Genomic DNA, 20588 nt, shown 5'->3' with positions numbered 1-20588 from the left:
TGATCATATATAATCACAAGCTGTAAACATAACGCTTAAGTAGAATTGATAGCGAATCAATCTTTGAGTAAACTTATTTCAAAATTACCTAGTTCGTTTTTGCAAGTGCACCGATCGTATATTGTGAATGGTGAAAAAGTAACAGGATTAAAAGGGAGAGAATTATTCCTGGGGGAAGTTAAGATTCCTGTTAGTGATAGTTTTTATGAAGTGGTGAAGAGGAATTTGTTTGGTTGAAATGGCAATTTAGACTATTTATAAATGATGTGAAGAACTTGTTTTTTTAAAATAAATACCCTTAGTATTCTCTTGGAATTTTTCTAAAGTTCATTTTAGTTAACCACATAGCTAAACGCCAATCTCTCATTTATGCTGACAAACCAATTCATTTAATTCATCTAATTCTCCCTAACAATTAATCAAGTTTGACAAGTTTAACAACTTGACCTTCTATGTGCAAATAATAAATATTAGTGGGTAATTCCGACAAGTCAATTTGTTTGTTGTTTCCTGTTAAGTATCCTCCAAACATTCTTTGTCCCAATGGAGAAATTAGTTCATAATATACATCTTTAGAAATTTCTAGATTAACAGTGTTTTTTGTTGGATTAGGATAATAACCTATTTTCAATTCTTGCTCATTTATTGCTAATAAATCGCAATCGAAACTTTGCTCAACTTTGGATGCTTCAGAAGGATTCAACAAAAGATCATCAGTTAATAAAGAGCAATAACATTTATCGTTTTCCACATATAATTTAAGCCATGAAAGCGCAATTTTCCCAACTGAACCACCGCCTCCATTTGGAGTATTTGCAGCGGAATGATTTCCACCTTTTATTTCATACAATACTTTATTTGTAGTACTTGGAGTAACGTTATAATGGACATCCGCCTGTTGAGAAGGAGTTGCAACGGCATCATTTTGACCACTGAAAATTAACACAGGAACATCATGATTAAGAACAGGATTCTCTAAATAAGGACATAAAGCAACCACACCAGCAATTGAATTATCAAGTACTGCAGCTCGTTGTGCACCGCCGCCGCCCATCGACCAGCCACTCACAGCCAATTGACTCAAGTCGAGCAGCCCTTCAATTGGAGATGAATTTCTTACATTTTCTTGCTTTATAGTTTCCAAAGCATCAAGCAGTGCATTGGCGCGAGTCTCTGGATCATCAAAAAGCGAATTTGTACCGATAATAATGGTTACAATTCCGTGAGAAGCATAAAAAGGACCCCATTCTTGAACACTTGATGGAAGCGATACAAACCCTGGAACAATTGCAATACTCGCAAATGGAGGTGTCGCATTTGTTGGATAGTAAATTGTTGCTCCGTCATAATCTGGACCATTACGAATTCCATCTAATTCAGTGAGAATTGCGACTCCATAAGGACCTGGATTCGTAATGCTTTCTACTGTAACGTTATCACATTGAGCAATAACACTAGTGTTAAAAGAGAAAAAGATAAACGAAATCAATAGGCCAAGGTATAAGTTTTTCATGTTTTCGGTAATAAACAGTAAGTAATGGAACGTATAATTTTTATTTGATAAATATAGTCTTTTATTGTGAAAATTAAGGCTGTTATTTTGTTTTAACTGGGTAGTGAAATATTTTAAAGTATTGAAAAGTAGGATGTTTGGGTAGGCGGAGAATTAAATATTTAAAAAAGACAATTATTTATTGATTAAGATTTTCAAAACTTCTGATATTTATTTTCACTATTTACTATCAATCATCTCTATCATTTTTCCAAGACTTATTTGTCTAGTGTTAAACGTTGCCATGCTCGGTCCAGAATAATAACGGATAGAAAGTTGTCCGGTTTCTTTGATTTTTTCCATCATAAGAACTGGAATGTTGTATTTGAATTTGACTGTTTTTTTATTTTGTTCTGAGTAACCTGTTACCACTGAAACTGTCGTAGAATCTGCGGTTAAAACATCTGATTTATTCTCGATCGTTTTTCTAACATTGTCAAATTCTACATGATCAATAGTCATAGGATATGCAACATTGTCAATTATGTAGAATACTTTTTCATCTATTTTAAAACTAGAACTCGTTAGTTCAAGATAATCATAGGCTGTATAAGAAACTTTATCATTTGAATCAATTTCTTTGATGATATCTTGTATGAGGACCTTTATGGCAGATCGGGAATCTTCGGGATGAATATAGTGTTTGAGTTCAAATCTTTTTGTACCGTAAACTACATCATTTTTAATGTAGATTTCATTGTAAATTTTATCGCTAAAACAACCTTGAAAAGTTAAGGATATTAGAACCAAAGCCAGTGTTTTCTTAATTCGTGTTTTTGATAGAAGTTTATACATGGTAATTTATGTTTGCTTTGTAATAGTCTGTTCAAAGGATGATATGATTAACGTTGTCAATATTTCTTATTCACAAGAAAATTCCCCATCCTTATATGCGAACGTTGATTCTCCAAAATCATGTTCATACGTTAACGAGCACTCTTTTAATTTTAGCTCATTTGAGTATAAAATGTCATTAAACTCATTCATTATTTTTTGAGTTTTATCGTTGTCCTCTTCCGCGAAATATCCAGCACCAAATGCCGTTAAACTTGCCTCAAAATAAAAATCATTTTCAGTATCATAAATCAGAAATGCAAATCCTTCATAATGCTTTTGGGGTTGAGTTCCAAGCAAGGAATAAAGTCGAACATAGAATTCGCAAATTGCGTCAGTATTTATAGCTAAACTTTTGATTCTTATGTTGCTATTGTGGGTTTCTGTGATTGTAAATCTTGAAGAGTTCATGTTGTTTTTTTTTCGAGTTTGGTATTAATGGTTAAAGTATTGTTTTTCGTTTAATAAACGAAGATTTTAAAGAGGGAATTTCTTGAGATTCCTTTAACTGTTTGTTTATCGCCCACAGTTGTTGTGTTTGGTTAGTTGCGTGGATGAGCAATAAATTCACCAAATAAAAACTGAATAGAAAATCTTTAAACTTTTATTAAAGTAGGCGAGAGCTTGGTAAATAATTATGCACTTTTTTTACAGTAATTTTAGTTCATTCTGGCTTGATATGAAATTGATTCAGAATTAGATAATTTCCGACCTTCTTCAAAACCTAGATATTTGTCATTACCATGTTTTTCTGACCAAAAACCAGTAATAATTTCACCATTTATAAATTTGTACACGACAACTCCTTTGTATATTTTCCCTTCATTATCATCCTCACCTGCATAAGAGAAGTTAATGATTAAAGTATCTCCGTTATAGAAACCTTTTCCTTGTTGTATTTGTTCTCCATCAATGACCCATTCTGCATTCACTCTTTTATCGCCTATCTTAGTAAGATGTAAAAAACCATTGTATGTACTTTGCTCCGCATTTTGATTCAACCCTATAATATTATATGTTCCATCAATATCTTCAATTGTAACGGTTGAATTTGCAACTACTAGAGAAAGATCGGCTATCAACTTTTCTCTCTTTTTTATCTCTTCTTGAATAATTTGAACTTCATATTTCGGTAAATTCTCTTTATTTTGTAAAGCTTTCATTGAATTTTCGAGCCATTGATTAAGCTCATGTTTTTTAGAATTTTTCATATTTGGTTTATTGTGTTCTAATTTTTTGATGCTATTAGTGAAAATTCAATTTCAGAATTTTTAATTTGAACTTCTTTGGTATGTAAATTATTTCGTTTGTTGTTTAAGTTTTGGAAAAGGAAAAGTACTATTAGAGTTCCTACGAAAAGTAGTTTTATTGTTAATGCGTTGTTGAGTAGGTTTGTCATTGTTTTTACTAATGTTTAGCGACGAAGATTATGCTATGAGCCTTATCTGTCTTTTTCTAATAATTCAAAAATAAGGTCTGTTAGGATTTTGGTGTCGCTATTTATGGTGCCATTCATGTATTTTTCATAAACATCCTTATTATCTGCGGGGTTTAAATTTAAAGTAAGACCTTTTTCTAGTGCTAAAACCCGTAAAAATTCACGTTGTACTCTTCCGTTGCCTTCTCTGAATGGGTGCAAGAAGTTTACATTATCTAAAAATTCAGCCAATTTTATTGCAAGTTCCTTTTTATTTCTACTCTTGATGTTTCTATATTCCAATATGAGATTATCAATATACTTAAAACCCATCTCGAATCGTTCTCCTTGAAAAAATGGTTTACCATCTTTGCTTATGTTCACGGATCGAGTTTTTCCTGCCCACTCATAAACATCTTGAAATAAATAGTGATGAATTGTAATTAATGAGATTGAACCTTTAATTTTTAAGGGAGTTGCATAAATTTCTTCAAGTCTTTTAGAAACTTTTAAGCTTTCATAAACAGCAAGAACCTTTTCATCTTTAATGTTAGCTAGGTTATAGAGAACACCATTTTTATCGGTGTATTTATGATTAGGGTCAAGGTATTTGTAATTATTTCCCATAAAGAGAATATAGCCGTGTTAAAAAGTCGGATTCATTGAGGTCTCCATTTTTCCAATCCAAATAAATCTGAATTAGCTCCTTAGTTGGTTCGAGTCCTTCAAACATATTTGTTCCTAATGCATTAGCGGTACTCTCTAATGATTCTATGTTGGGAAATTGAACTCCCATTAATGTGAGTTTTTCTCTATCTACTTCTATTGTTCTGTACATAATTTTAAAAGTATGAAATCAAAGATACAAATTAAAGATGTATCATTCTAACCTTTGGGTTTTGTGATAGAGCGTAAATAGAGTGTAACGATAATGGCATTTCGTATATTACATTGTGTATAAGCGCAGTAGGATAGTGGTTTTACTAATTATCGTAAATCCTCCGTGCATGAATGACCCTTTCTTGAAGAAAGATGGCTGGTAATATTTTAAATTGGTACTGTTTTTAAGCTTCAATAAATTCTCATTATTAAGCCATTCAAATCTAAAATATTCTTTTTTTAATTCATTCATGGAAGCAGACAGTAAATTATAATTTTTCTTTAGTTCCTCAATTGTCTTTTTATCAAATTCAAGTAAAGCTTCAATTTTATAATCATTCGGGCCAGGTGTTCTAGTTTCAGTTTGAATTCCCTGCTTTATAAATATCCATTCTGCCCTTAATGGTTTGTATGTTTCAAGATTTATGTACTTAGCTAATTTAATTTTGTCTGTTGAAGTTTCTAATTCAATCGAATCATCTGAACAACTATAATGAATACTAAACAATATTAATAGTAGTGCAGATTGCCTTATAATTGTTTTCATATTTATTATTAAGTGATTGCAAATTCAGACCAAATAATTTCAAATGACATTATTCGTATTTTGTTAAAAGTTCAGCGCTGCTTTTAAATCGATTATTTCGAAAGTCAGATTCTGATTTGTCAATTCGTTTACTCAATTCAGATTTAGTCATTGGTTCAAATGTATTTCCCGAAGAATCTACTTCATCACAATTATCTGTATGTGGCTTTCAGGTAGAACAAGATAAGAAGGTTACTCTTTCAGTTTATCTAACAGACGTGGCAATATGGTTAACTAAAGTACTTAGATGAAATTCCAATATTATTTAACTATTGGCACAAAGAATTGTATAATTCTATTGTTTTATTAAAAAGTGGCTCAGCAGTTTTAAATTCACCTTTATATTGATTTTTAAATTCTTTACATTCTAAAAGGTATGGTATGATATACTTTTTCATATTCTTTTTTTTCCTTATATCGTAGAATTTGCCATCGGGCATTTGGATAGTATAGTGATATTCACCCATTACTTCCTCTCCTATTGAATAACTGTACGCTTTACTAGAAGCATTAGAGTATGTTTTTATTTTTCCATTAACAGCCCTAGATATAAATCTCACATATGAATTTGGTTTGCTTGCTTTTAAAGGAATTCTATCGATGGTTTTATCTTTTATGTGAAAAGTAGTTACGTTAGGACATTTTTTCCTTTTTTCATATTTAACCAAGCTGCCATCGAGGCTCTCATAACTCATTTTTTTTAGATAACCTTGGCTTGTTGTAGAATATGCTAAATCTTGGCAGTAAGTCGTGTCATTATCAGCAATGAAATAGTCTTGAGAAAAAGTTGAAGTTGTTGATAAAATTACTATTAGGAAAATTAGAATAGTTTTTTTCATATTTGTAATATATTAAGTTGTTAAAGATAAGGAGAGTAAGAATAGGAGTAAAACTTATAGTATAAACTAGTTTTAGGGCTATTGAATGGGGTTTTACCTTTGCTCTTTTGTAAATATAGTAAAAAATAAATAACTCGGGTAATCATCAAAAGAGAAATTAATCTGCTAAATAGGAATAAGAGGATTACTTGCATTTAAGTTATTAACTTCGATGCCACTTCGTGATCTGCTTTTTAGAACTTCTTTTTCTTAGTGATTTTTGGTCTAATGAATTCTAAGCTTCCTCTTCCAGTCGAAGCATCTCCTCCCGGCCCTGACAAAAACGGAAATCCTGTTGAACTGTTCTGCACAGCTGTTTACACCAAAAGAGCGACCACGGGAAGCTCCTTTTTGGGTAATTTAAAGCGTAGCAAGAACAGACAACAGATTAGAGGTGGAGGCAGATATAGGACGCAAGAATCAATTAGAAATTACGAATGGTTTAATTACGAATTGAATAATGCTGTATCGCATATGAATTTAGTTTCACATTATTACAAAGCATTTGTTTATCTTAAATATCTCTTTAATCTTCCAATCTTTTTTAAATCCGCGAATCCCGAAAGCTTTCGGGACCGCGTTGCTTGCATTCTTGTCATCCGCGTTCCATTTTTCAACTCTACCACACATTCCTCTACGAAAACTCTGTACACTTTGAGGTAAAATATTCTATTCCTCCAATCTTTGAATCCTTCAAATTTTGAATCTTTAATTCACCTCATGCATTATACAGTAAACATTCACCAAAAAAAACTATCTTTGCGTAAAATTTCAAAATATGATTCAACGCGTTCAATCCCTTTATTTATTGCTGACTTTAGGAGCTTTGATTATGCTAAGCATCGGAACGGATGTTTTTGTTACTGAAGTAGCGCAAAAAGACCAATTCGACATAATTAGTCATGGGAATGTTTATGGAGTTCAGAAGGACCTTCATGTTCATGGAGAATTGACTGATAAAAATATTCAGCTATTAAGAGAAGCAACAGGAAAGGTTGATATTGATGGAGATATGAAAGGAGTTCCAACTTTTTATTTTCCATTTTATTCTATTACTATATTATTAGCAATGCTCACAACAGTGGTTTTGTTAGGGTATAAAAACTTAAAACGCCAATTGAAATTAGGGCGCTTATTATTCGTTTTAAACTTCATTTTATTTGGTGTAAGCATTGTTTTATACAACTTTTTACGCGGGAGCACCATTCCTGGATCGGCTGATTATACTAGCAGCACGCATTTGGCATTTGGTTTTTACTGCATCGTTATTGCCTTGTCATTTTCTTTCTTGGCAAACATTGGAATTCGTCGTGATGTACGACTTATTAAATCTATAGATCGTATCCGTTAATGAATTATTTATCAGTTGAACAGTTGACCAAAACGTATGCAGATCGTACGATTTTTGAGAACTTAAGCTTTGGTATAGACCAAGGTCAAAAAGTAGCATTAGTTGCTAAAAACGGAAGTGGAAAATCAACTTTAATCCGTTGTATCATGGGCGAAGAGCCTTTTGATAGTGGAAGAGTCGTTTTCCGTAATGGAATCAATATCGCTTATTTACAGCAAGCAGATGATTTGAATCCTGAAAACACGATTTACGAAGAGATTTTCGATCATGATTTACCGAAATTAAACGTCTTTAAGAAATATTCTAAAGCTGTTCGTGATAATGACGAAATGGCAATGGCAGATCTTTTTGAAGAAATTTCAGAATTAAATGCATGGGATTTAGACAGTTTGGTTGAACAAGTATTGTCTAAATTGAAACTAGATAATCACGACGCAAAAATTTCAACGCTTTCTGGAGGTCAACGAAAACGAGTAGCCTTGGCGAAAGTATTGATTTCAGAACCAGACTTTTTGTTTCTGGATGAGCCAACCAACCACCTCGATTTAGATATGATTGAATGGTTGGAAGAATACCTTTCAAAATCGAATTCTACTTTATTCATGGTAACACACGACCGTTACTTCTTGGAGGTAATTACAGATATTATCTATGAATTAGAAGATGAACAGATCTACCGTTACAAAGGAAATTTCTCTTACTATTTAGAGAAAAAAGCCGAACGTGAAGAAAACAAAGCCATTGAAGTTGGAAAAGCGAGAAGTTTATTCAAATCAGAATTGCAATGGATCAGAAGACAACCAAAAGCGCGTGGAACTAAGCAAAAAGCAAGAACAGATGCTTTTGAAGGAATTAAGCAAACAGCAGGTCAAAACATAGAAAAAGAAGAACTCGAAATTCCAATTAAAATGGAACGTTTGGGATCTAAAATTTTGGAATTGCACAAAGTTTCAAAAAGCTATCCAGACCTTAGGATTCTCGATAATTTAACTTATACTTTTAAACGTCAAGAACGTTTAGGAATTGTTGGGCCAAACGGAGTAGGGAAATCTACACTTTTACGTATAATTACTGGAGAAGAAGAGCCAGATGCAGGAAAAGTAGTTGTTGGAGATACAGTGGTGTTTGGATATTATTCTCAAGCCAACATCGAGGTGGACGTAAACATGAAAGTGATTGACGTTATTCGCGATGTCGCAGAATTTATTCCTTTAGAAAAAGGAAGAGAAATGTCAGCAGCACATTTCCTTGAAAAATTCCTTTTCCCACGCAGTATGCATTACAATTATGTGTACAAATTGAGTGGGGGAGAGCAGCGCCGTTTGAAATTGATGAAAGTTTTGATGTCAAATCCTAACTTCCTAATTCTCGATGAGCCAACCAATGACTTGGATATTTATATTTTGAGTGTTTTGGAAGATTACCTTAAGAATTTCCAAGGTTGTTTAATCGTTGTTTCTCACGACCGTTACTTCATGGATAAAATGGTGGATCACATCTTCGTTTTCGAAGGAGACGCTAAAATCAAAGACATCACTGGAAACTATACGATTTACAGAGATCAATTGAAAAAAGATATCCTAGAAGAACAAGCAGAAAAAAGATTAGAAAAAGCGGAAGCTAAGAAAGCGCCAGTTGAAAAGAAGGTAGAAAAACCAGTGCAACAAGAAGCTGCCAAAAGAAAATTAAGCTTTAAAGAAGACCAAGAATTCAAAACATTGGATTCAGAAATAGAAAAGTTAGAAAACGAAAAAGAGAAATTAACTGGAATTCTTTCTGGCGGAAAAGCATCTTCAGACGAACTCAACGATGCAAGTAAACGCATTGGAGAATTGATGTCGGAGTTGGAGGGAAAGACGGAGAGATGGATGGAGTTGGCGGAGTTTGCTTAGAGGGCAAAATTCAGAGGGAGAGAGTTTAGAGAGAGACGAGATCAACTGATGATTTTATTTATCCACTCAGACTTCTGCTTTTAAATTTAAAAGAGATCCCTCGTCGTTGCACTCTGTCGGGATGACAGTTTTTTGTTTTTAAAAGTCGAAAAAAAAGGATGTTCAAGCTCCGCTTGAACATCCTTTTTTTTCGAAAACACCACTACTCGATTGTCATTCCGAACATTTTACTAAAACCACAGGTTTTTAAAATGGAGGAATCTCTTTTTTAATTGTAATCGATTGAATATAATCGCCACCCGCATTGGAAAGCTTGTCCTGAAATAATCGGGTGGGATAGAGGAAGATGAAATTTATGCTTTTATTTTAAATTCATCATTTTTCATTTTTAATTACTTTTACAAGAAAATACCACTATATTTGCACCCTTAAATAAATATTATTAATAGGGGTTTCGAACTCCAACCAATAAAACATTATGGCAACAAAAATTAGATTGCAAAGACACGGTAAAAAAGGTTATGCTTTTTACCACGTAGTAGTAGCAGATTCACGTGCTCCACGTGATGGTCGCTTCATCGAAAAATTAGGTACTTACAACCCAAACACGAATCCTGCGACAATCGATATCGATTTCGACAGAACTTTAACGTGGGTTGGTACAGGTGCTGAAATGTCTGATACAGCGCGTGCGATTCTTTCGTACAAAGGTGTATTGTTCAAAAACCACCTTATTAAAGGTGTAGCAAAAGGTGCTTTATCAGAAGCTGATGTTGAGACGAAATTCGAAGCATGGATGAACGATAAAGGAGCTAAGATTACTAAGAAAACAGAAGGACATTCTGATTCAATTAAGAAAGCAGAATCTGATCGTTTAGCTGCAGAGCGCAAGACGAATACAGATAGAGCTGCTGCAATTGCTGCCAAAAATGCTCCAGAAGTAGAAGAGGTAGTTGAAGAAGAAGCTCCAGCTGCAGAAGAAACTCCAGCTGCAGAAGCAACTGAAGAAGCGACTACACCAGTTCCAACTCCTGAAAAGGATCCAGTTGTAGAAGCTGCAAAAGAAGCTAAAAAAGAAGACGAAAAATAAGAGATTAATTTCTCACAATCGTTAAAGAAAATGAATAAAGCAGATTGCTTTAATCTTGGTTACGTAGCGAAACTTCACAGTTATAAAGGTGAAGTTTCGCTTTTTTTTGATGCAACTAATCCAGAAGATTACGCAAACCTTGACGCTGTTTATATTGATATAGACGGAATCCTTACTCCATTCTTTGTAGAAAAGATTGAATTGAAAGACAAAGGTTTTGCAAAAGTAAAATTCGAAGGAGTTGATACAGAAAATGCAGCCAAAATTATCCTAAAAAAAGAACTTTTCCTTGCCCTAGATAAGCTTCCACAGCTTTCAGGAAAGAATTATTATGACCATGAAATTATTGGTTATACTGTTGTCGATGTAAATTTCGGTGAAGTAGGAGAAGTAGTGCAAGTACTAGATTTTAAAATAAATCCATTACTGCAAGTTCAAAATAACAAACTAGACAAAGAAGTTTTACTTCCTCTAGGAAATGACCTTGTGCAAAGTGTGGACAGAGATAAAAAAGAATTGCATGTTCAATCTGCTCCGGGTTTGATTGAGATGTATTTGGATTTGTAGGGACGATTTGCAAATCGTCCGTACTACAAATCCCAAATTGCCCTTATGATTATTGAAATTTCTGAATGATAGGGACGATTTGCAAATCGTCCGTACATTAAAATTTCAAATTAGCGTTATTGATTATCAAATTTTATCCCGTTGATTTAAATGAGTATTTTTAAATTCAAAAAATTCAAAGTTCATCAAACCAATGCTCCACAGAAAATAGGAACAGATGCCATGGTTTTGGGTGCTTTGGTTAATCCACTTACTATTTCAAACGAGAAATCTGAATTGAACCAAAGAATCCTAGATGTCGGAACAGGATGTGGCGTTATTGCTTTAATGTTAGCGCAAAACAATTCTTCAGCTCACATCACAGGAATTGATATCGACGAACAAGCAGTTTTACAAGCGAAAATCAATTTCGAGAATGCTGATTTTCCAAATCACTTTGAAGCACTTCAACAAAATTTTATAGTATACAATCCGACTGACAAGTTTGACTTGATTGTTTCTAATCCGCCCTATTTTAATTCCAAAATGCCTTCTGCTAATGAGCAAAGAAGTTTAGCTCGCCATGAAAGTAGTATGTCTTTGCAAGATTTGATCAATCATTCAGCAGATCTACTGACTGAAAACGGAGAATTATGGATGATTGTACCTTCAGAAAGAACGGAGGAGTTAATAGCTGATAATCTCAACCTATATTTACAACATAGAATTAAAATTTATGGTAAACCAGGCCGACATGTTAGAGATGTTTTGGTTTTTTCTCATAAGGAAAATCAAATAGAAAAACCTTCATCAAATCAATTGGGTGAACTAACAATTCGTGATGAGAATAATCAATATACTCAGCAATACAAGAAACTTACAGTAGATTTTCACTTCAATAAATTGTAAGTTTATAGGTGTTTGTTGCCCAGTCATATAGCTAAACTATGTTAAACAAAAGTGAAGCTTTGATCTTCATAGGAATAATGTGTTAGTTTTATGTTCGAAAAAAATATACTTATAGTATTTATATGAATTTATTATCAATTCTTATTTTCTCGACATTAAGTTGGTCTAATCCAGATTCAACATTAATTATTTCAACGCCTACTGTTGCTAATGTGGATTCGACATTCTTAAGTTTAGAATCAATTTTGTTTATTTCAGATTCTGCTCTAGCCAGTATAGACTCTTCCTATTTAAAAGCAGATTCCATGATTCTTATTTCAGAAGATCATGAAGAATGTCAGATTAAAAGTTACCTCATTGATTCTTTAGTTTCCAGCGGAACAGATCTTTTGGGAACTCCATATAGATATGCAGGGAATTCAGCCAATGGAATCGATTGTTCTGGTTTAATACACTATATGTTTGAATCAGTAGGAGCGGAAGTAGCTAGGAACAGCAGGGACTTGTCTAGACTAGGTCAAAAAATACCAATGGATGAAGTAACAAAAGGTGATTTAGTGTTTTTTAAAGGAAGGAACTCTAATTCGAAAACTGTAGGTCATGTAGCAATGGTTGTTGAAGGTTCCGGAGACGAAATGGTTTTTCTACATGCTTCATCAAGCAGAGGAGTAGTTATAGATAAGATTTCAGATACAACCTATTTTAGAAAACGTCTTCTTTTCGCTAAGAGATTGGAAATTGAAGAAATCCTTTCAATTGATAATTTATAATTAACAATTGATAATTGTTTGACTCGTTGGAACGCCGATGACACGGATGCTTCGGCAGGTTCGGTACAACTGCAAAGCAACCTATATTTTCACGGATATTTTTCACAAACCACTTTGTTATCTCTTTTCATCAAAGTGAAACTTCCAGCTCTTCTTGCCTAATTTGTACTTAGATTACCTCAATTACAACGCAGTTGAAATTTAGTACTCTCCAGTAATTCGTAATTCGTAATTGTCAATTGTCAATTGAAAACTCAACTTCATATCCCGTATGTCGTCGTATATTCATCACGCGATCTCCATCTAATAAAAAATACTGACCTTTAATTCCCATTAACTTTCCAGAAATAGAAGGTAATTTATCAAGGTTGATACTTTTTATTTTTACAGGGAATTCTAAAACAGGATAATTGATGTTTGTTAATTCATCTTCTTCTGTAATATATTGTGCAAGATCTTCAGGGAGTAATTCCTCTAATTGCCATTTTGTTTCTTCTAAATCGATGCTTTCATCTACATCATTGCGCAACATTTTACGCCAATTAGTTTTATCAGTAAATTCAGATTTCAAAGCAACTTCTAGAACTCCTGCTAAATAACGATTCGGAGTTTCTGCTAATTTAATTGCTTCATTTGCTCCTTGGTCAATCCATCTTGTGGGGATTTGTGTTCCTCTTGTAACTCCTACTTTTACCACATCACTTGCAGCTAAATAAACAATATGCGGCTGATTGTGGTTTCTTTCTTCCCATTCAACGTCTCTTCCTTCTCCTAAATGCGCTCTACACAATTCTGGACGAATAATACATTCAGCAGATTCTGGAGCGTCTTTAAAACAGGGATAACAAAAACCTTGATTAAACGAAGTTTTTGTTTTTGTTCCGCATTTTACACAGAAGATATTTCCATCAAATTTGAATGAAACATTTTGACCTATCAATTCATTCATAGGAACAAGTTGTTCTTCTTGTGTTTCAGTATTGAAAAATCGCATTTGATATTGAACAACGTTTTCATCGTTGAATGAAACATTCATTTTCCTTAATTCTCCTTTAAAATCCATATTGAATAAGTATTTATCTTTTAATGATAGTAACAAAAGACTGAGTTAATCTTAAATCCCTCTATTCTATTTGTTGATGGTGATTTCGTTTGTCTTCATTGCCTTCGACAAGCTCAGTCAACGGTTAACTCTTCGGTGACTGAGCCTGTCGAAGGCACCGAAATGTCGTAGAGGTCGCATCGTCGAAGGCACCGAAATATCGAAGGCACACCATCTAAGTTTCGATTAATCAGATTAAAACAACATTCCAACCATTGTCGCTGTCAACATACAAGCCAATGTTCCCGCAATTAGTGAAAGCACACCGTATTTTGCCAAGGTTGGTTTCTTACCTGGTGCAATCGCTCCAATTCCTCCAACTTGAATTCCAATAGAAGCAAAATTGGCAAATCCACAGAGGACATACGTTCCAATGATGACTGATTTTCCTGAAATTTCATCTTGTAATTCACCCAAATGCGGATAAGCAACAAATTCATTAATGATTGTTTTTTCACCTAACAACTGACCGATAATCATAGAGTCTTGCCACGGAACTCCCATTAACCATGCAATAGGAGATAGGGCGTTACCAACAATATATTGGAAAGTTAATTCAGTATATAAAGAAGAAGAGCTTGCAATTACATCATTTATTCCAGTATAATGACCAACAGTGCTGAGCATGTAATTTGCTAGTGCAATTAATGAAATAAATACAATTAACATTGCCGCAACGTTCACCGCTAATTTTAATCCGTCAGTTGTTCCGTTGGCAATTGCTTCCAATGCATTAACTCCTAATTTATCTTTAGGAACAGTTAAATCTTTATTGATTTTCTCAGTTTCTGGTAATAGAATTTTAGAAAATACAATTGCTGCAGGCGCTGACATTAACGATGCAGTCAATAAATGCTTTGCAAAGAATACTTTTTGTTCAGGATCATCTCCTCCAAGGAAACCAATATAAGCGGCTAAAACTCCACCTGCGATAGTTGCCATTCCTCCAGCCATAAGACAAAGGATTTCACTATCTGTCATTTTGTTTAAATACGGCTTTACTAATAATGGAGCTTCTGTCTGACCTAGAAATACGTTTCCAGCGGCTGATACACTTTCAGCTCCTGATAATCCCATTAAGCGTTTCATGACATAAGCCATTCCGTAAACAACTTTTTGAAGAATTCCCCAGTAGTAAAGCAAGCTCGTTAATGCAGAGAAGAAGATTACAGAAGGCAAAAGTCAAGTTGCAAAATTCATAACAATTGGATTCATTTCACCAGTGACAACACTACTGAAAACAAACATTGCTCCTTCGTGGGCCATATCTACGACTTTCACGAATCCTTTGGAAACAAAGTCAAAGCCGGTTTCTATAAAAGGAACTTTTAGAATAAGGAGTGCTAATACAATTTGCAGTAAAATTCCTTTGACTACGAGTGGCCAATTGATTCTTCGGCGATTTTTACTTAAAAGAAATGCTATAAAAATTAATGCAGTAACTCCAAGAATCCCTCTCATTACACCTTCCCATGAAAATGAAGTAGCATTAGTTTTATTCTCTTTTAAATAGGTAATCCGTTTGTCTTGATTATTAAGAGCGAATTTACCGTCTTCCAAAGTTAAAACTGGAAATGTTTCTGTAGTTAAGACTGTATCCGCTAAGCTTGTAAGGATAAGTTTATTGTCTTCTAAAACATAACTACCCGACTTTTGATAAGTAAGAATTGTGTCATTTGTTTTAAAAGTTCCATTTTCATTTAATTTCAATGAGAATTTTCTTCTGAACCATTCTTCATCAGATGATTTTTCACTCTCTTGAGCGCTAAGGCTAAAAAAAGTGGTTAAGAAAACGATTGAAAATATAAGTAGTCTAGGAAGTACGTTTGTTAATTTCATCTCTTATTTTTGATGCAAGCTCATAGTCTTCACCTTCAACAGCTTTGTCCAAACGGTCTTCTAATTCTTTAATCGTTAAATCAGAAAGATCATTTTTACTTTTCTTAGAAGAGATACTTTTCTTCGGTTTTTCAATTGGAGCAGGAGTTTCTTCATTCCCATCTTCTTGATCTAGTCGAATTCCAGCAGAGCTAAGTATAGATTCATAAGTGTAAACATTACATTTAAAGCGAACAGCTAGCGCAATGGCATCTGAAGTTCGGGCATCAATTTCAACTTCTTTTCCATCTTTCTCACAGATAAGTTTTGCGAAGAAAATCCCTTCTTTTAAATTATAAATGATCACTTCTTTAAGTGTCACATTAAAGGCTTGAGCGAAATTCTTGAATAAATCGTGTGTTAAAGGGCGAGAAGGTGTCATATCTTCCAATTCAATAGCAATTGCTTGCGCTTCGAATCCTCCAATAATAATAGGCAATCTTCTCAATCCATCTACCTCAGACAATACCAATGCATAAGCACCAGATTGTGTCTGACTGTATGATAATCCAATAATTTCCAGTTTTACTTTTTCCATATTTGGCGAAAGGTCATCTTTAAATATTTAATAACAAATTAGGGAAGCAGATGCCTCCCTAATTTCACATAACGTAAAAATAATATTTATTATCGAATGATTAGTTCGAAGCCTTGAATTTTTTTACTGCTTCTGTTAATCGAGGCAATACTTCGAAAGCATCTCCAACAACTCCATAGTCAGCAGCTTTAAAGAAAGGCGCTTCTGCATCCGTGTTTATCACAACGATTACTTTAGATCTGTTTACCCCAGCCAAGTGCTGAATTGCACCAGAAATACCCGCTGCGATGTATAAGTTTGGAGCAATAGCAACTCCTGTTTGACCCACGTGTTCGTGGTGAGGACGCCAATCTGAATCCGATACCGGACGAGAACAAGCTGTTGCCGCTCCTAATACTTCTGCTAAATCTGTAATCAAAGCCCAGTTTTCAGGACCTTTCAATCCACGACCACCTGAAACAACTAATTCTGCTTCTGGTAATGGAATGTCTCCATCTGGAAGTTTAGTTTCTTTTACTTTAACACGAGTATCACCTGCATTTCCTGCAAATTCCTCAATTGTAGCCTCTGAACCTGTTTCTTCTGGTTGGATAGAATTTGGAAGTAAAGCGATAATTTTCTTATCTGTATTTACTTTAACGAATCCGAAAGCTTTTCCTGAAAATACACTTACTGGAACTGTACCGTCATCCTTAGGAATTCCATTTGCACCTGTAATTAAACCTGCGTTCATTTTAACAGATAAACGTGGAGCAACTGCTTTACCGATTAAGTCATCAGAGAAAATGATAGTATTTGCACCAACTTTTTCAGCTGCTGTGGCTACCATTCTCATGATTTGTTGTTCGTCGATTCCATCAAATGAACGGTCAACTAAAATTTTACTTGCACCATATTTACCTAATTGAGCAAGTTTAGAATCGTCGGCCTTACCATTTGTTACAACAGTTACTTCACCTATTTTCTTTGCGTAAGTAACAACTTCGAATGCGCTTTTCGCTAATTTTTCGCCGTTACTATTTATATATACTAATACTGACATAATTAATTTCTTTTTTTCGGGTGTGATTATATTACTTTCGCTTCGTTGTGCAACAATTCAACTAGTTCATCCATATTATTAGGATCAATTAATTTAACTGCAGATTTTGGAGCAGGTAAAGCATATTTCTCAAAAGAAGTTTGTTTTGCTGCATTTGAAGAAGGAACCACGTTTAAAGGTTTCTTTCTCGCTGCCATAATTCCACGCATATTTGGAATGCGTTGTTCAGCCATTCCTTTAGCACAACTTACTACCAATGGTAAATCTGCTTCCACAGTTTGAATTCCACCAATAATTTCTTTGTCTAAAGTTGCTGTAGTTCCATTTATAGTCATGCTTTCTGCTAGAGAAATAAAAGGCATATCTAAATGCTCAGCCAACATTCCACCTACTTGAGAACCGTTATAATCAATAGTTTCTTTACCTAAAAGAACTAAATCATAACCACCTTCTTTAGCGAAATGTGCAATTTCAGCAGCTACTTGACCACCATCCTCAGGTTTCACATCAATTCTTGTCGCGTCATCAGCACCAATTGCTAATGCTTTACGAATTGTTGCTTCATCCTCAGCAGTACCAACAGTTACAGTTGTTACCGTTCCTCCATGAGCTTCTTTAATTTCTAAACCTTTTACTAGAGCATACCACTCATCGTAAGGGTTAACAATATATTTAACACCACTTTCGTCAAACTTCGTATCACCATCAGTGAAAGAAATTTTCGTGGTCGTATCTGGAGCTTTACTAATACAAACTAGTATTTTCATATTATTATTTATTTTTTAGTCTTTTACAAAAATATAAAAAGATTTTTCTTTACATACTATTTTTACAAGGTATGCATAGTAAATCTAACTTTTGTCATCTTTTCTATTGAAATAAGGCGTGACAAGGTTGAAATATAAGGATTTTAAGCCAATTTGAACACACAAAATTAATTAAAAAGCAATGAAAGTTATTAGGTGACTTGCAAAGGATAGCTAATGTCAATCTGTTATTTAAGTTTTTTCCATTCCTTATTAACGTAAACAATATTTTGGTTCTATATGAAATACTGTGGGTAATCAATTTTAATCCTTCGAAAAATTAAAAGTTCTACTGCGAGTTTAACTGTAACCTAAACGAGTTGTATTTTAAAGTATTTATCAAAATTATCATTTCATTTTTACAAGCAAGCACATGGTGGTCTGTATTTCAATTGATTAGTCCCGGCGGGACGGCATATTAATAGCCAAGGACGTAAGTCCTTGGTTTAAAACAAATAGAAATAATACAAAACCCCACAAAATCGACCTAATTGCATGCAATTAGGTCGATTTTGTGGGGTTTTGCTTCGGTTTGTATCGTTTGGCGGATGGACTTACGTCCAGCCCTATTAACATGCCGTCCCTCTGGGACTTCGAATAATAAATACTTAAATAACAGGGACTTATAAAGTTAAGCGAATTAGATTTTTAATAGAAAGTTTCCATTTAAATAAAAGTAGAACCAAATTAACAATCGTTTAGCTTCAATTAAAACCATAGATTTTAAAACTACCCACACAAAATCACATAGAACCAATATTTTAAATCAAAAACTGTATTAATTCTTTGCAATTCTCAATTTCTAGTATCTTTGTATCATGTTATTATTCATTAATAGTATTGCAGGTTCCGAAATTGTAGTTATCCTACTTTTTGTTCTCATCTTTTTTGGGGCGAAAAGCATTCCTGGTATGGCTAGAGGTCTAGGAAAAGGAATTCGTCAAATTAAAGACGCTAGTCAAGATATTCAGGATGAAATAAGGAGAACGACAACAGATATGAAGCGTGATTTGAATGTGAATCAAGCGCTTCATGATGCCAAAAATACCTTGCAAGCTCCTGTTAAAGATTTTACAAATAATTTAAAAGCTTCTGCAACAGGTGTTGATAAGAATATCAAAGGGATTTTAAATGATGGTGGTAAAAATAGTATTGAAAAATCTATGGAAGCCCCAATAAAAGACTTTAAGAAGGATTTGAAAGAAACTGCTACTGAAATCGATAACAATATCAAAGGAGAAGTTAAAGACAATCCAAAAACCACATCAACAGAATCGTCAAAAGACGTAAATTCAGATCGTAAACCAGATCAAGAAAACCTTAGTTAATGTTTATAGATATTTTATTAATTGTATTGGGATTAGCCCTCTTAATAGCAGGAGGAGAGTTCCTTGTTAAAGGAGCCGTTGGAATCGCTGCTAAAGCTAGACTTTCCAAGTTAGTTATCGGTATGACCGTAGTTTCGTTTGGTACTTCATCACCAGAACTATTGGTTTCTTTACAATCAGCAAGTGAAGGTTTACCAGAATTAGCGATCGGAAATGTTGTAGGTTCAAACATTGCCAATCTCGCATTGGTACTTGGGGTTACAGTTCTAATTTTTCCAATGCCAGTAGCTCGAAATACGATTCGCTACGATTGGCCAATGATGATGATTGCCTCACTCTTATTCTATGTTTTTGCACTCGATTTAGAAGTTGTCCGCTGGGAAGGCTTGATAATGTTTGCCATACTGATTGCCTTTATTACTTTTATTATTATTAAATCAAGAAAAAGCTCCGATCCAAATCCTGTAGAAATTCCAGAAATGGAAGAAATGACAAAAAACATTTCAACTTCGAAACATATTCTTTTTATCGTTATTGGATTAGTAGGATTATTCTTCGGTTCAACTTGGTTGATTGACGGAGCCAAATCTATAGCAGAAGATTTTGGGATTTCAAAGCACGTTATTGGTATTACAATTATCGCTTTCGGAACATCTGTTCCTGAGTTAGCAACTAGTTGTGTGGCGGCTTATAAGAAAGAAACAGATATTTCTGTCGGAAACCTTGTTGGAAGTAATATTTTTAATATTCTAGCCGTTTTGGGCTTAACAGCAATAGTAAATCCAATTCCAATTGAAGAAGTTGTAATGTCATGGGATATTCTTTGGATGATTGGAATATCGCTTTTACTCTTACCAATGATGGTCATCAGAAGAAAAGTCGGACGAATTAGTGGAGTAATTCTGCTGGGTATTTATGTGACTTATATTGTGACTTTGTTTTAGAAGATCCTTTGTATTGTCTTTAACACTATCTACAAGTTCTGGTGAAAATGGCAGTGGTTTCCTCTTTTTATACTGTTCAATGTATGTCTAGCTATAAAAAAGCTTCCTTTACGCTATAAATCTACTTGTTTAGTGGTAACTGAGCTTAGGTTGCATAGTTTGGTAGAATATCTAAGGAATAGATTGTATCCCAAGACGAACAGTGAAACACGCTTACAATTAACCATTAAAAGATCGAGCTAATTA

General features: G+C 34.0%; 23 protein-coding genes. 9 read left to right on the top strand and 14 right to left on the bottom strand.

Annotated elements, in window-relative coordinates:
• The first annotated feature begins 45 nt into the window (after window positions 1–45).
• Window positions 46–237 carry a LytTR family transcriptional regulator DNA-binding domain-containing protein gene (locus tag ERX46_RS12050; RefSeq protein WP_130094128.1) on the top strand — a complete coding sequence of 64 codons (192 nt, stop codon included), beginning with the start codon at window positions 46–48 and terminating at the stop codon, window positions 235–237.
• A gap of 178 nt (window positions 238–415) precedes the next feature.
• Here the strand turns inward: ERX46_RS12050 and ERX46_RS12045 are convergent, their stop codons facing one another.
• The 8 genes from ERX46_RS12045 to ERX46_RS12010 form a co-directional block, all read right to left on the bottom strand.
• Window positions 416–1513, bottom strand: a complete 1098-nt coding sequence (locus ERX46_RS12045; protein WP_130094127.1) for a poly(ethylene terephthalate) hydrolase family protein — start codon at window positions 1511–1513, stop codon at window positions 416–418.
• 219 nt (window positions 1514–1732) lie between these two features.
• Complete coding sequence (locus ERX46_RS12040) at window positions 1733–2347, bottom strand: hypothetical protein (protein ID WP_130094126.1); 615 nt, start codon at window positions 2345–2347, stop codon at window positions 1733–1735.
• A 66-nt stretch (window positions 2348–2413) separates the two neighbouring features.
• Entirely contained in the window at window positions 2414–2797 is a 384-nt protein-coding gene (locus tag ERX46_RS12035) for a hypothetical protein (protein ID WP_130094125.1), read from the bottom strand.
• A 248-nt stretch (window positions 2798–3045) separates the two neighbouring features.
• Window positions 3046–3597, bottom strand: a complete 552-nt coding sequence (locus ERX46_RS12030; RefSeq protein ID WP_242494573.1) for a hypothetical protein — start codon at window positions 3595–3597, stop codon at window positions 3046–3048.
• A gap of 230 nt (window positions 3598–3827) precedes the next feature.
• The gene (locus tag ERX46_RS12025; RefSeq protein ID WP_130094124.1) at window positions 3828–4430 is read right to left on the bottom strand and encodes a Fic/DOC family protein; all 603 of its coding nucleotides are present in this window, start codon (window positions 4428–4430) and stop codon (window positions 3828–3830) included.
• Entirely contained in the window at window positions 4420–4641 is a 222-nt protein-coding gene (locus ERX46_RS12020; protein ID WP_130094123.1) for a hypothetical protein, read from the bottom strand. The genes ERX46_RS12025 and ERX46_RS12020 overlap by 11 nt, the downstream gene beginning before the upstream one ends.
• Window positions 4642–4749: 108 nt before the next feature.
• On the bottom strand, window positions 4750–5229 hold the full coding sequence (locus ERX46_RS12015; RefSeq protein ID WP_130094122.1) for a hypothetical protein: 480 nt from the start codon (window positions 5227–5229) through the stop codon (window positions 4750–4752).
• Window positions 5230–5537: 308 nt separating this feature from the next.
• Window positions 5538–6107 (bottom strand): hypothetical protein, encoded by a 570-nt coding sequence (locus tag ERX46_RS12010; protein WP_130094121.1) that lies wholly within the window; start codon window positions 6105–6107, stop codon window positions 5538–5540.
• An 817-nt stretch (window positions 6108–6924) separates the two neighbouring features.
• Here ERX46_RS12010 and ERX46_RS12005 point away from each other — a divergent pair.
• The 6 genes from ERX46_RS12005 to ERX46_RS11980 all read left to right on the top strand — a co-directional run bounded on the left by ERX46_RS12005 (window position 6925) and on the right by ERX46_RS11980 (window position 12704).
• Window positions 6925–7497, top strand: coding sequence for a DUF4293 family protein (locus ERX46_RS12005; RefSeq protein ID WP_130094120.1), 573 nt, complete (start codon window positions 6925–6927; stop codon window positions 7495–7497).
• Window positions 7497–9389 carry an ABC-F family ATP-binding cassette domain-containing protein gene (locus ERX46_RS12000; protein ID WP_130094119.1) on the top strand — a complete coding sequence of 631 codons (1893 nt, stop codon included), beginning with the start codon at window positions 7497–7499 and terminating at the stop codon, window positions 9387–9389. The genes ERX46_RS12005 and ERX46_RS12000 overlap by 1 nt, the downstream gene beginning before the upstream one ends.
• Window positions 9390–9867: 478 nt before the next feature.
• Complete coding sequence (locus ERX46_RS11995) at window positions 9868–10479, top strand: 30S ribosomal protein S16 (RefSeq protein WP_130094118.1); 612 nt, start codon at window positions 9868–9870, stop codon at window positions 10477–10479.
• Between the two features lie 30 nt (window positions 10480–10509).
• On the top strand, window positions 10510–11046 hold the full coding sequence (rimM, locus tag ERX46_RS11990; RefSeq protein ID WP_130094117.1) for a ribosome maturation factor RimM: 537 nt from the start codon (window positions 10510–10512) through the stop codon (window positions 11044–11046).
• 150 nt (window positions 11047–11196) lie between these two features.
• Window positions 11197–11934 (top strand): tRNA1(Val) (adenine(37)-N6)-methyltransferase, encoded by a 738-nt coding sequence (locus tag ERX46_RS11985; protein WP_130094116.1) that lies wholly within the window; start codon window positions 11197–11199, stop codon window positions 11932–11934.
• A 122-nt stretch (window positions 11935–12056) separates the two neighbouring features.
• Window positions 12057–12704: a C40 family peptidase gene (locus ERX46_RS11980; RefSeq protein ID WP_130094115.1), complete on the top strand. Its 648-nt coding sequence runs from the start codon at window positions 12057–12059 to the stop codon at window positions 12702–12704.
• A 235-nt stretch (window positions 12705–12939) separates the two neighbouring features.
• Here ERX46_RS11980 and ERX46_RS11975 read toward each other — a convergent pair whose 3' ends face one another.
• From ERX46_RS11975 to ERX46_RS11955, 6 genes are all read right to left on the bottom strand, one after another.
• The gene (locus ERX46_RS11975) at window positions 12940–13767 is read right to left on the bottom strand and encodes a DUF2797 domain-containing protein (protein WP_130094114.1); all 828 of its coding nucleotides are present in this window, start codon (window positions 13765–13767) and stop codon (window positions 12940–12942) included.
• A 234-nt stretch (window positions 13768–14001) separates the two neighbouring features.
• A complete protein-coding gene (locus ERX46_RS11970; RefSeq protein WP_207214166.1) occupies window positions 14002–14985 on the bottom strand; it encodes a NupC/NupG family nucleoside CNT transporter in 984 nt (327 codons plus the stop codon).
• A 3-nt stretch (window positions 14986–14988) separates the two neighbouring features.
• Entirely contained in the window at window positions 14989–15645 is a 657-nt protein-coding gene (locus tag ERX46_RS17595) for a Na+ dependent nucleoside transporter N-terminal domain-containing protein (RefSeq protein ID WP_207214165.1), read from the bottom strand.
• Window positions 15620–16222 carry a bifunctional nuclease family protein gene (locus tag ERX46_RS11965; protein WP_130094113.1) on the bottom strand — a complete coding sequence of 201 codons (603 nt, stop codon included), beginning with the start codon at window positions 16220–16222 and terminating at the stop codon, window positions 15620–15622. The genes ERX46_RS17595 and ERX46_RS11965 overlap by 26 nt, the downstream gene beginning before the upstream one ends.
• Before the next feature lie 100 nt (window positions 16223–16322).
• Window positions 16323–17264 carry an electron transfer flavoprotein subunit alpha/FixB family protein gene (locus tag ERX46_RS11960; protein WP_130094112.1) on the bottom strand — a complete coding sequence of 314 codons (942 nt, stop codon included), beginning with the start codon at window positions 17262–17264 and terminating at the stop codon, window positions 16323–16325.
• 26 nt (window positions 17265–17290) lie between these two features.
• A complete protein-coding gene (locus ERX46_RS11955) occupies window positions 17291–18031 on the bottom strand; it encodes an electron transfer flavoprotein subunit beta/FixA family protein (protein WP_130094111.1) in 741 nt (246 codons plus the stop codon).
• An 857-nt stretch (window positions 18032–18888) separates the two neighbouring features.
• On the opposite strand from ERX46_RS11955, the gene ERX46_RS11950 reads away from it, so the two are divergent.
• Complete coding sequence (locus tag ERX46_RS11950) at window positions 18889–19398, top strand: Sec-independent protein translocase subunit TatA/TatB (RefSeq protein ID WP_130094110.1); 510 nt, start codon at window positions 18889–18891, stop codon at window positions 19396–19398.
• On the top strand, window positions 19398–20342 hold the full coding sequence (locus ERX46_RS11945) for a calcium/sodium antiporter (protein WP_130094109.1): 945 nt from the start codon (window positions 19398–19400) through the stop codon (window positions 20340–20342). Before ERX46_RS11950 ends, ERX46_RS11945 begins: the two co-directional genes overlap by 1 nt.
• Window positions 20343–20588 lie beyond the last annotated feature (246 nt).

The sequence above is a fragment of the Brumimicrobium glaciale genome (assembly GCF_004152935.1).
Classification (GTDB): Bacteria; Bacteroidota; Bacteroidia; order Flavobacteriales_D; family Crocinitomicaceae; genus Brumimicrobium; species Brumimicrobium glaciale.
The sequence above is the reverse complement of the archived record's forward strand: the minus strand, read 5'-3'. Positions and strand labels throughout refer to the sequence as shown.

What these genes read in the sequence shown, in the direction of transcription:
- ERX46_RS12045 (WP_130094127.1), bottom strand. Translation starts at nt 1,513, where the DNA reads ATGAAAAACTTATACCTTGGCCTATTGATTTCGTTTATCTTTTTCTCT.
- ERX46_RS12040 (WP_130094126.1), bottom strand. Translation starts at nt 2,347, where the DNA reads ATGTATAAACTTCTATCAAAAACACGAATTAAGAAAACACTGGCTTTG.
- ERX46_RS12035 (WP_130094125.1), bottom strand. Translation starts at nt 2,797, where the DNA reads ATGAACTCTTCAAGATTTACAATCACAGAAACCCACAATAGCAACATA.
- ERX46_RS12030 (WP_242494573.1), bottom strand. Translation starts at nt 3,597, where the DNA reads ATGAAAAATTCTAAAAAACATGAGCTTAATCAATGGCTCGAAAATTCA.
- ERX46_RS12025 (WP_130094124.1), bottom strand. Translation starts at nt 4,430, where the DNA reads ATGGGAAATAATTACAAATACCTTGACCCTAATCATAAATACACCGAT.
- ERX46_RS12020 (WP_130094123.1), bottom strand. Translation starts at nt 4,641, where the DNA reads ATGTACAGAACAATAGAAGTAGATAGAGAAAAACTCACATTAATGGGA.
- ERX46_RS12015 (WP_130094122.1), bottom strand. Translation starts at nt 5,229, where the DNA reads ATGAAAACAATTATAAGGCAATCTGCACTACTATTAATATTGTTTAGT.
- ERX46_RS12010 (WP_130094121.1), bottom strand. Translation starts at nt 6,107, where the DNA reads ATGAAAAAAACTATTCTAATTTTCCTAATAGTAATTTTATCAACAACT.
- ERX46_RS12005 (WP_130094120.1), top strand. Translation starts at nt 6,925, where the DNA reads ATGATTCAACGCGTTCAATCCCTTTATTTATTGCTGACTTTAGGAGCT.
- ERX46_RS12000 (WP_130094119.1), top strand. Translation starts at nt 7,497, where the DNA reads ATGAATTATTTATCAGTTGAACAGTTGACCAAAACGTATGCAGATCGT.
- ERX46_RS11995 (WP_130094118.1), top strand. Translation starts at nt 9,868, where the DNA reads ATGGCAACAAAAATTAGATTGCAAAGACACGGTAAAAAAGGTTATGCT.
- rimM (WP_130094117.1), top strand. Translation starts at nt 10,510, where the DNA reads ATGAATAAAGCAGATTGCTTTAATCTTGGTTACGTAGCGAAACTTCAC.
- ERX46_RS11985 (WP_130094116.1), top strand. Translation starts at nt 11,197, where the DNA reads ATGAGTATTTTTAAATTCAAAAAATTCAAAGTTCATCAAACCAATGCT.
- ERX46_RS11980 (WP_130094115.1), top strand. Translation starts at nt 12,057, where the DNA reads ATGAATTTATTATCAATTCTTATTTTCTCGACATTAAGTTGGTCTAAT.
- ERX46_RS11975 (WP_130094114.1), bottom strand. Translation starts at nt 13,767, where the DNA reads ATGGATTTTAAAGGAGAATTAAGGAAAATGAATGTTTCATTCAACGAT.
- ERX46_RS17595 (WP_207214165.1), bottom strand. Translation starts at nt 15,645, where the DNA reads ATGAAATTAACAAACGTACTTCCTAGACTACTTATATTTTCAATCGTT.
- ERX46_RS11965 (WP_130094113.1), bottom strand. Translation starts at nt 16,222, where the DNA reads ATGGAAAAAGTAAAACTGGAAATTATTGGATTATCATACAGTCAGACA.
- ERX46_RS11960 (WP_130094112.1), bottom strand. Translation starts at nt 17,264, where the DNA reads ATGTCAGTATTAGTATATATAAATAGTAACGGCGAAAAATTAGCGAAA.
- ERX46_RS11955 (WP_130094111.1), bottom strand. Translation starts at nt 18,031, where the DNA reads ATGAAAATACTAGTTTGTATTAGTAAAGCTCCAGATACGACCACGAAA.
- ERX46_RS11950 (WP_130094110.1), top strand. Translation starts at nt 18,889, where the DNA reads ATGTTATTATTCATTAATAGTATTGCAGGTTCCGAAATTGTAGTTATC.
- ERX46_RS11945 (WP_130094109.1), top strand. Translation starts at nt 19,398, where the DNA reads ATGTTTATAGATATTTTATTAATTGTATTGGGATTAGCCCTCTTAATA.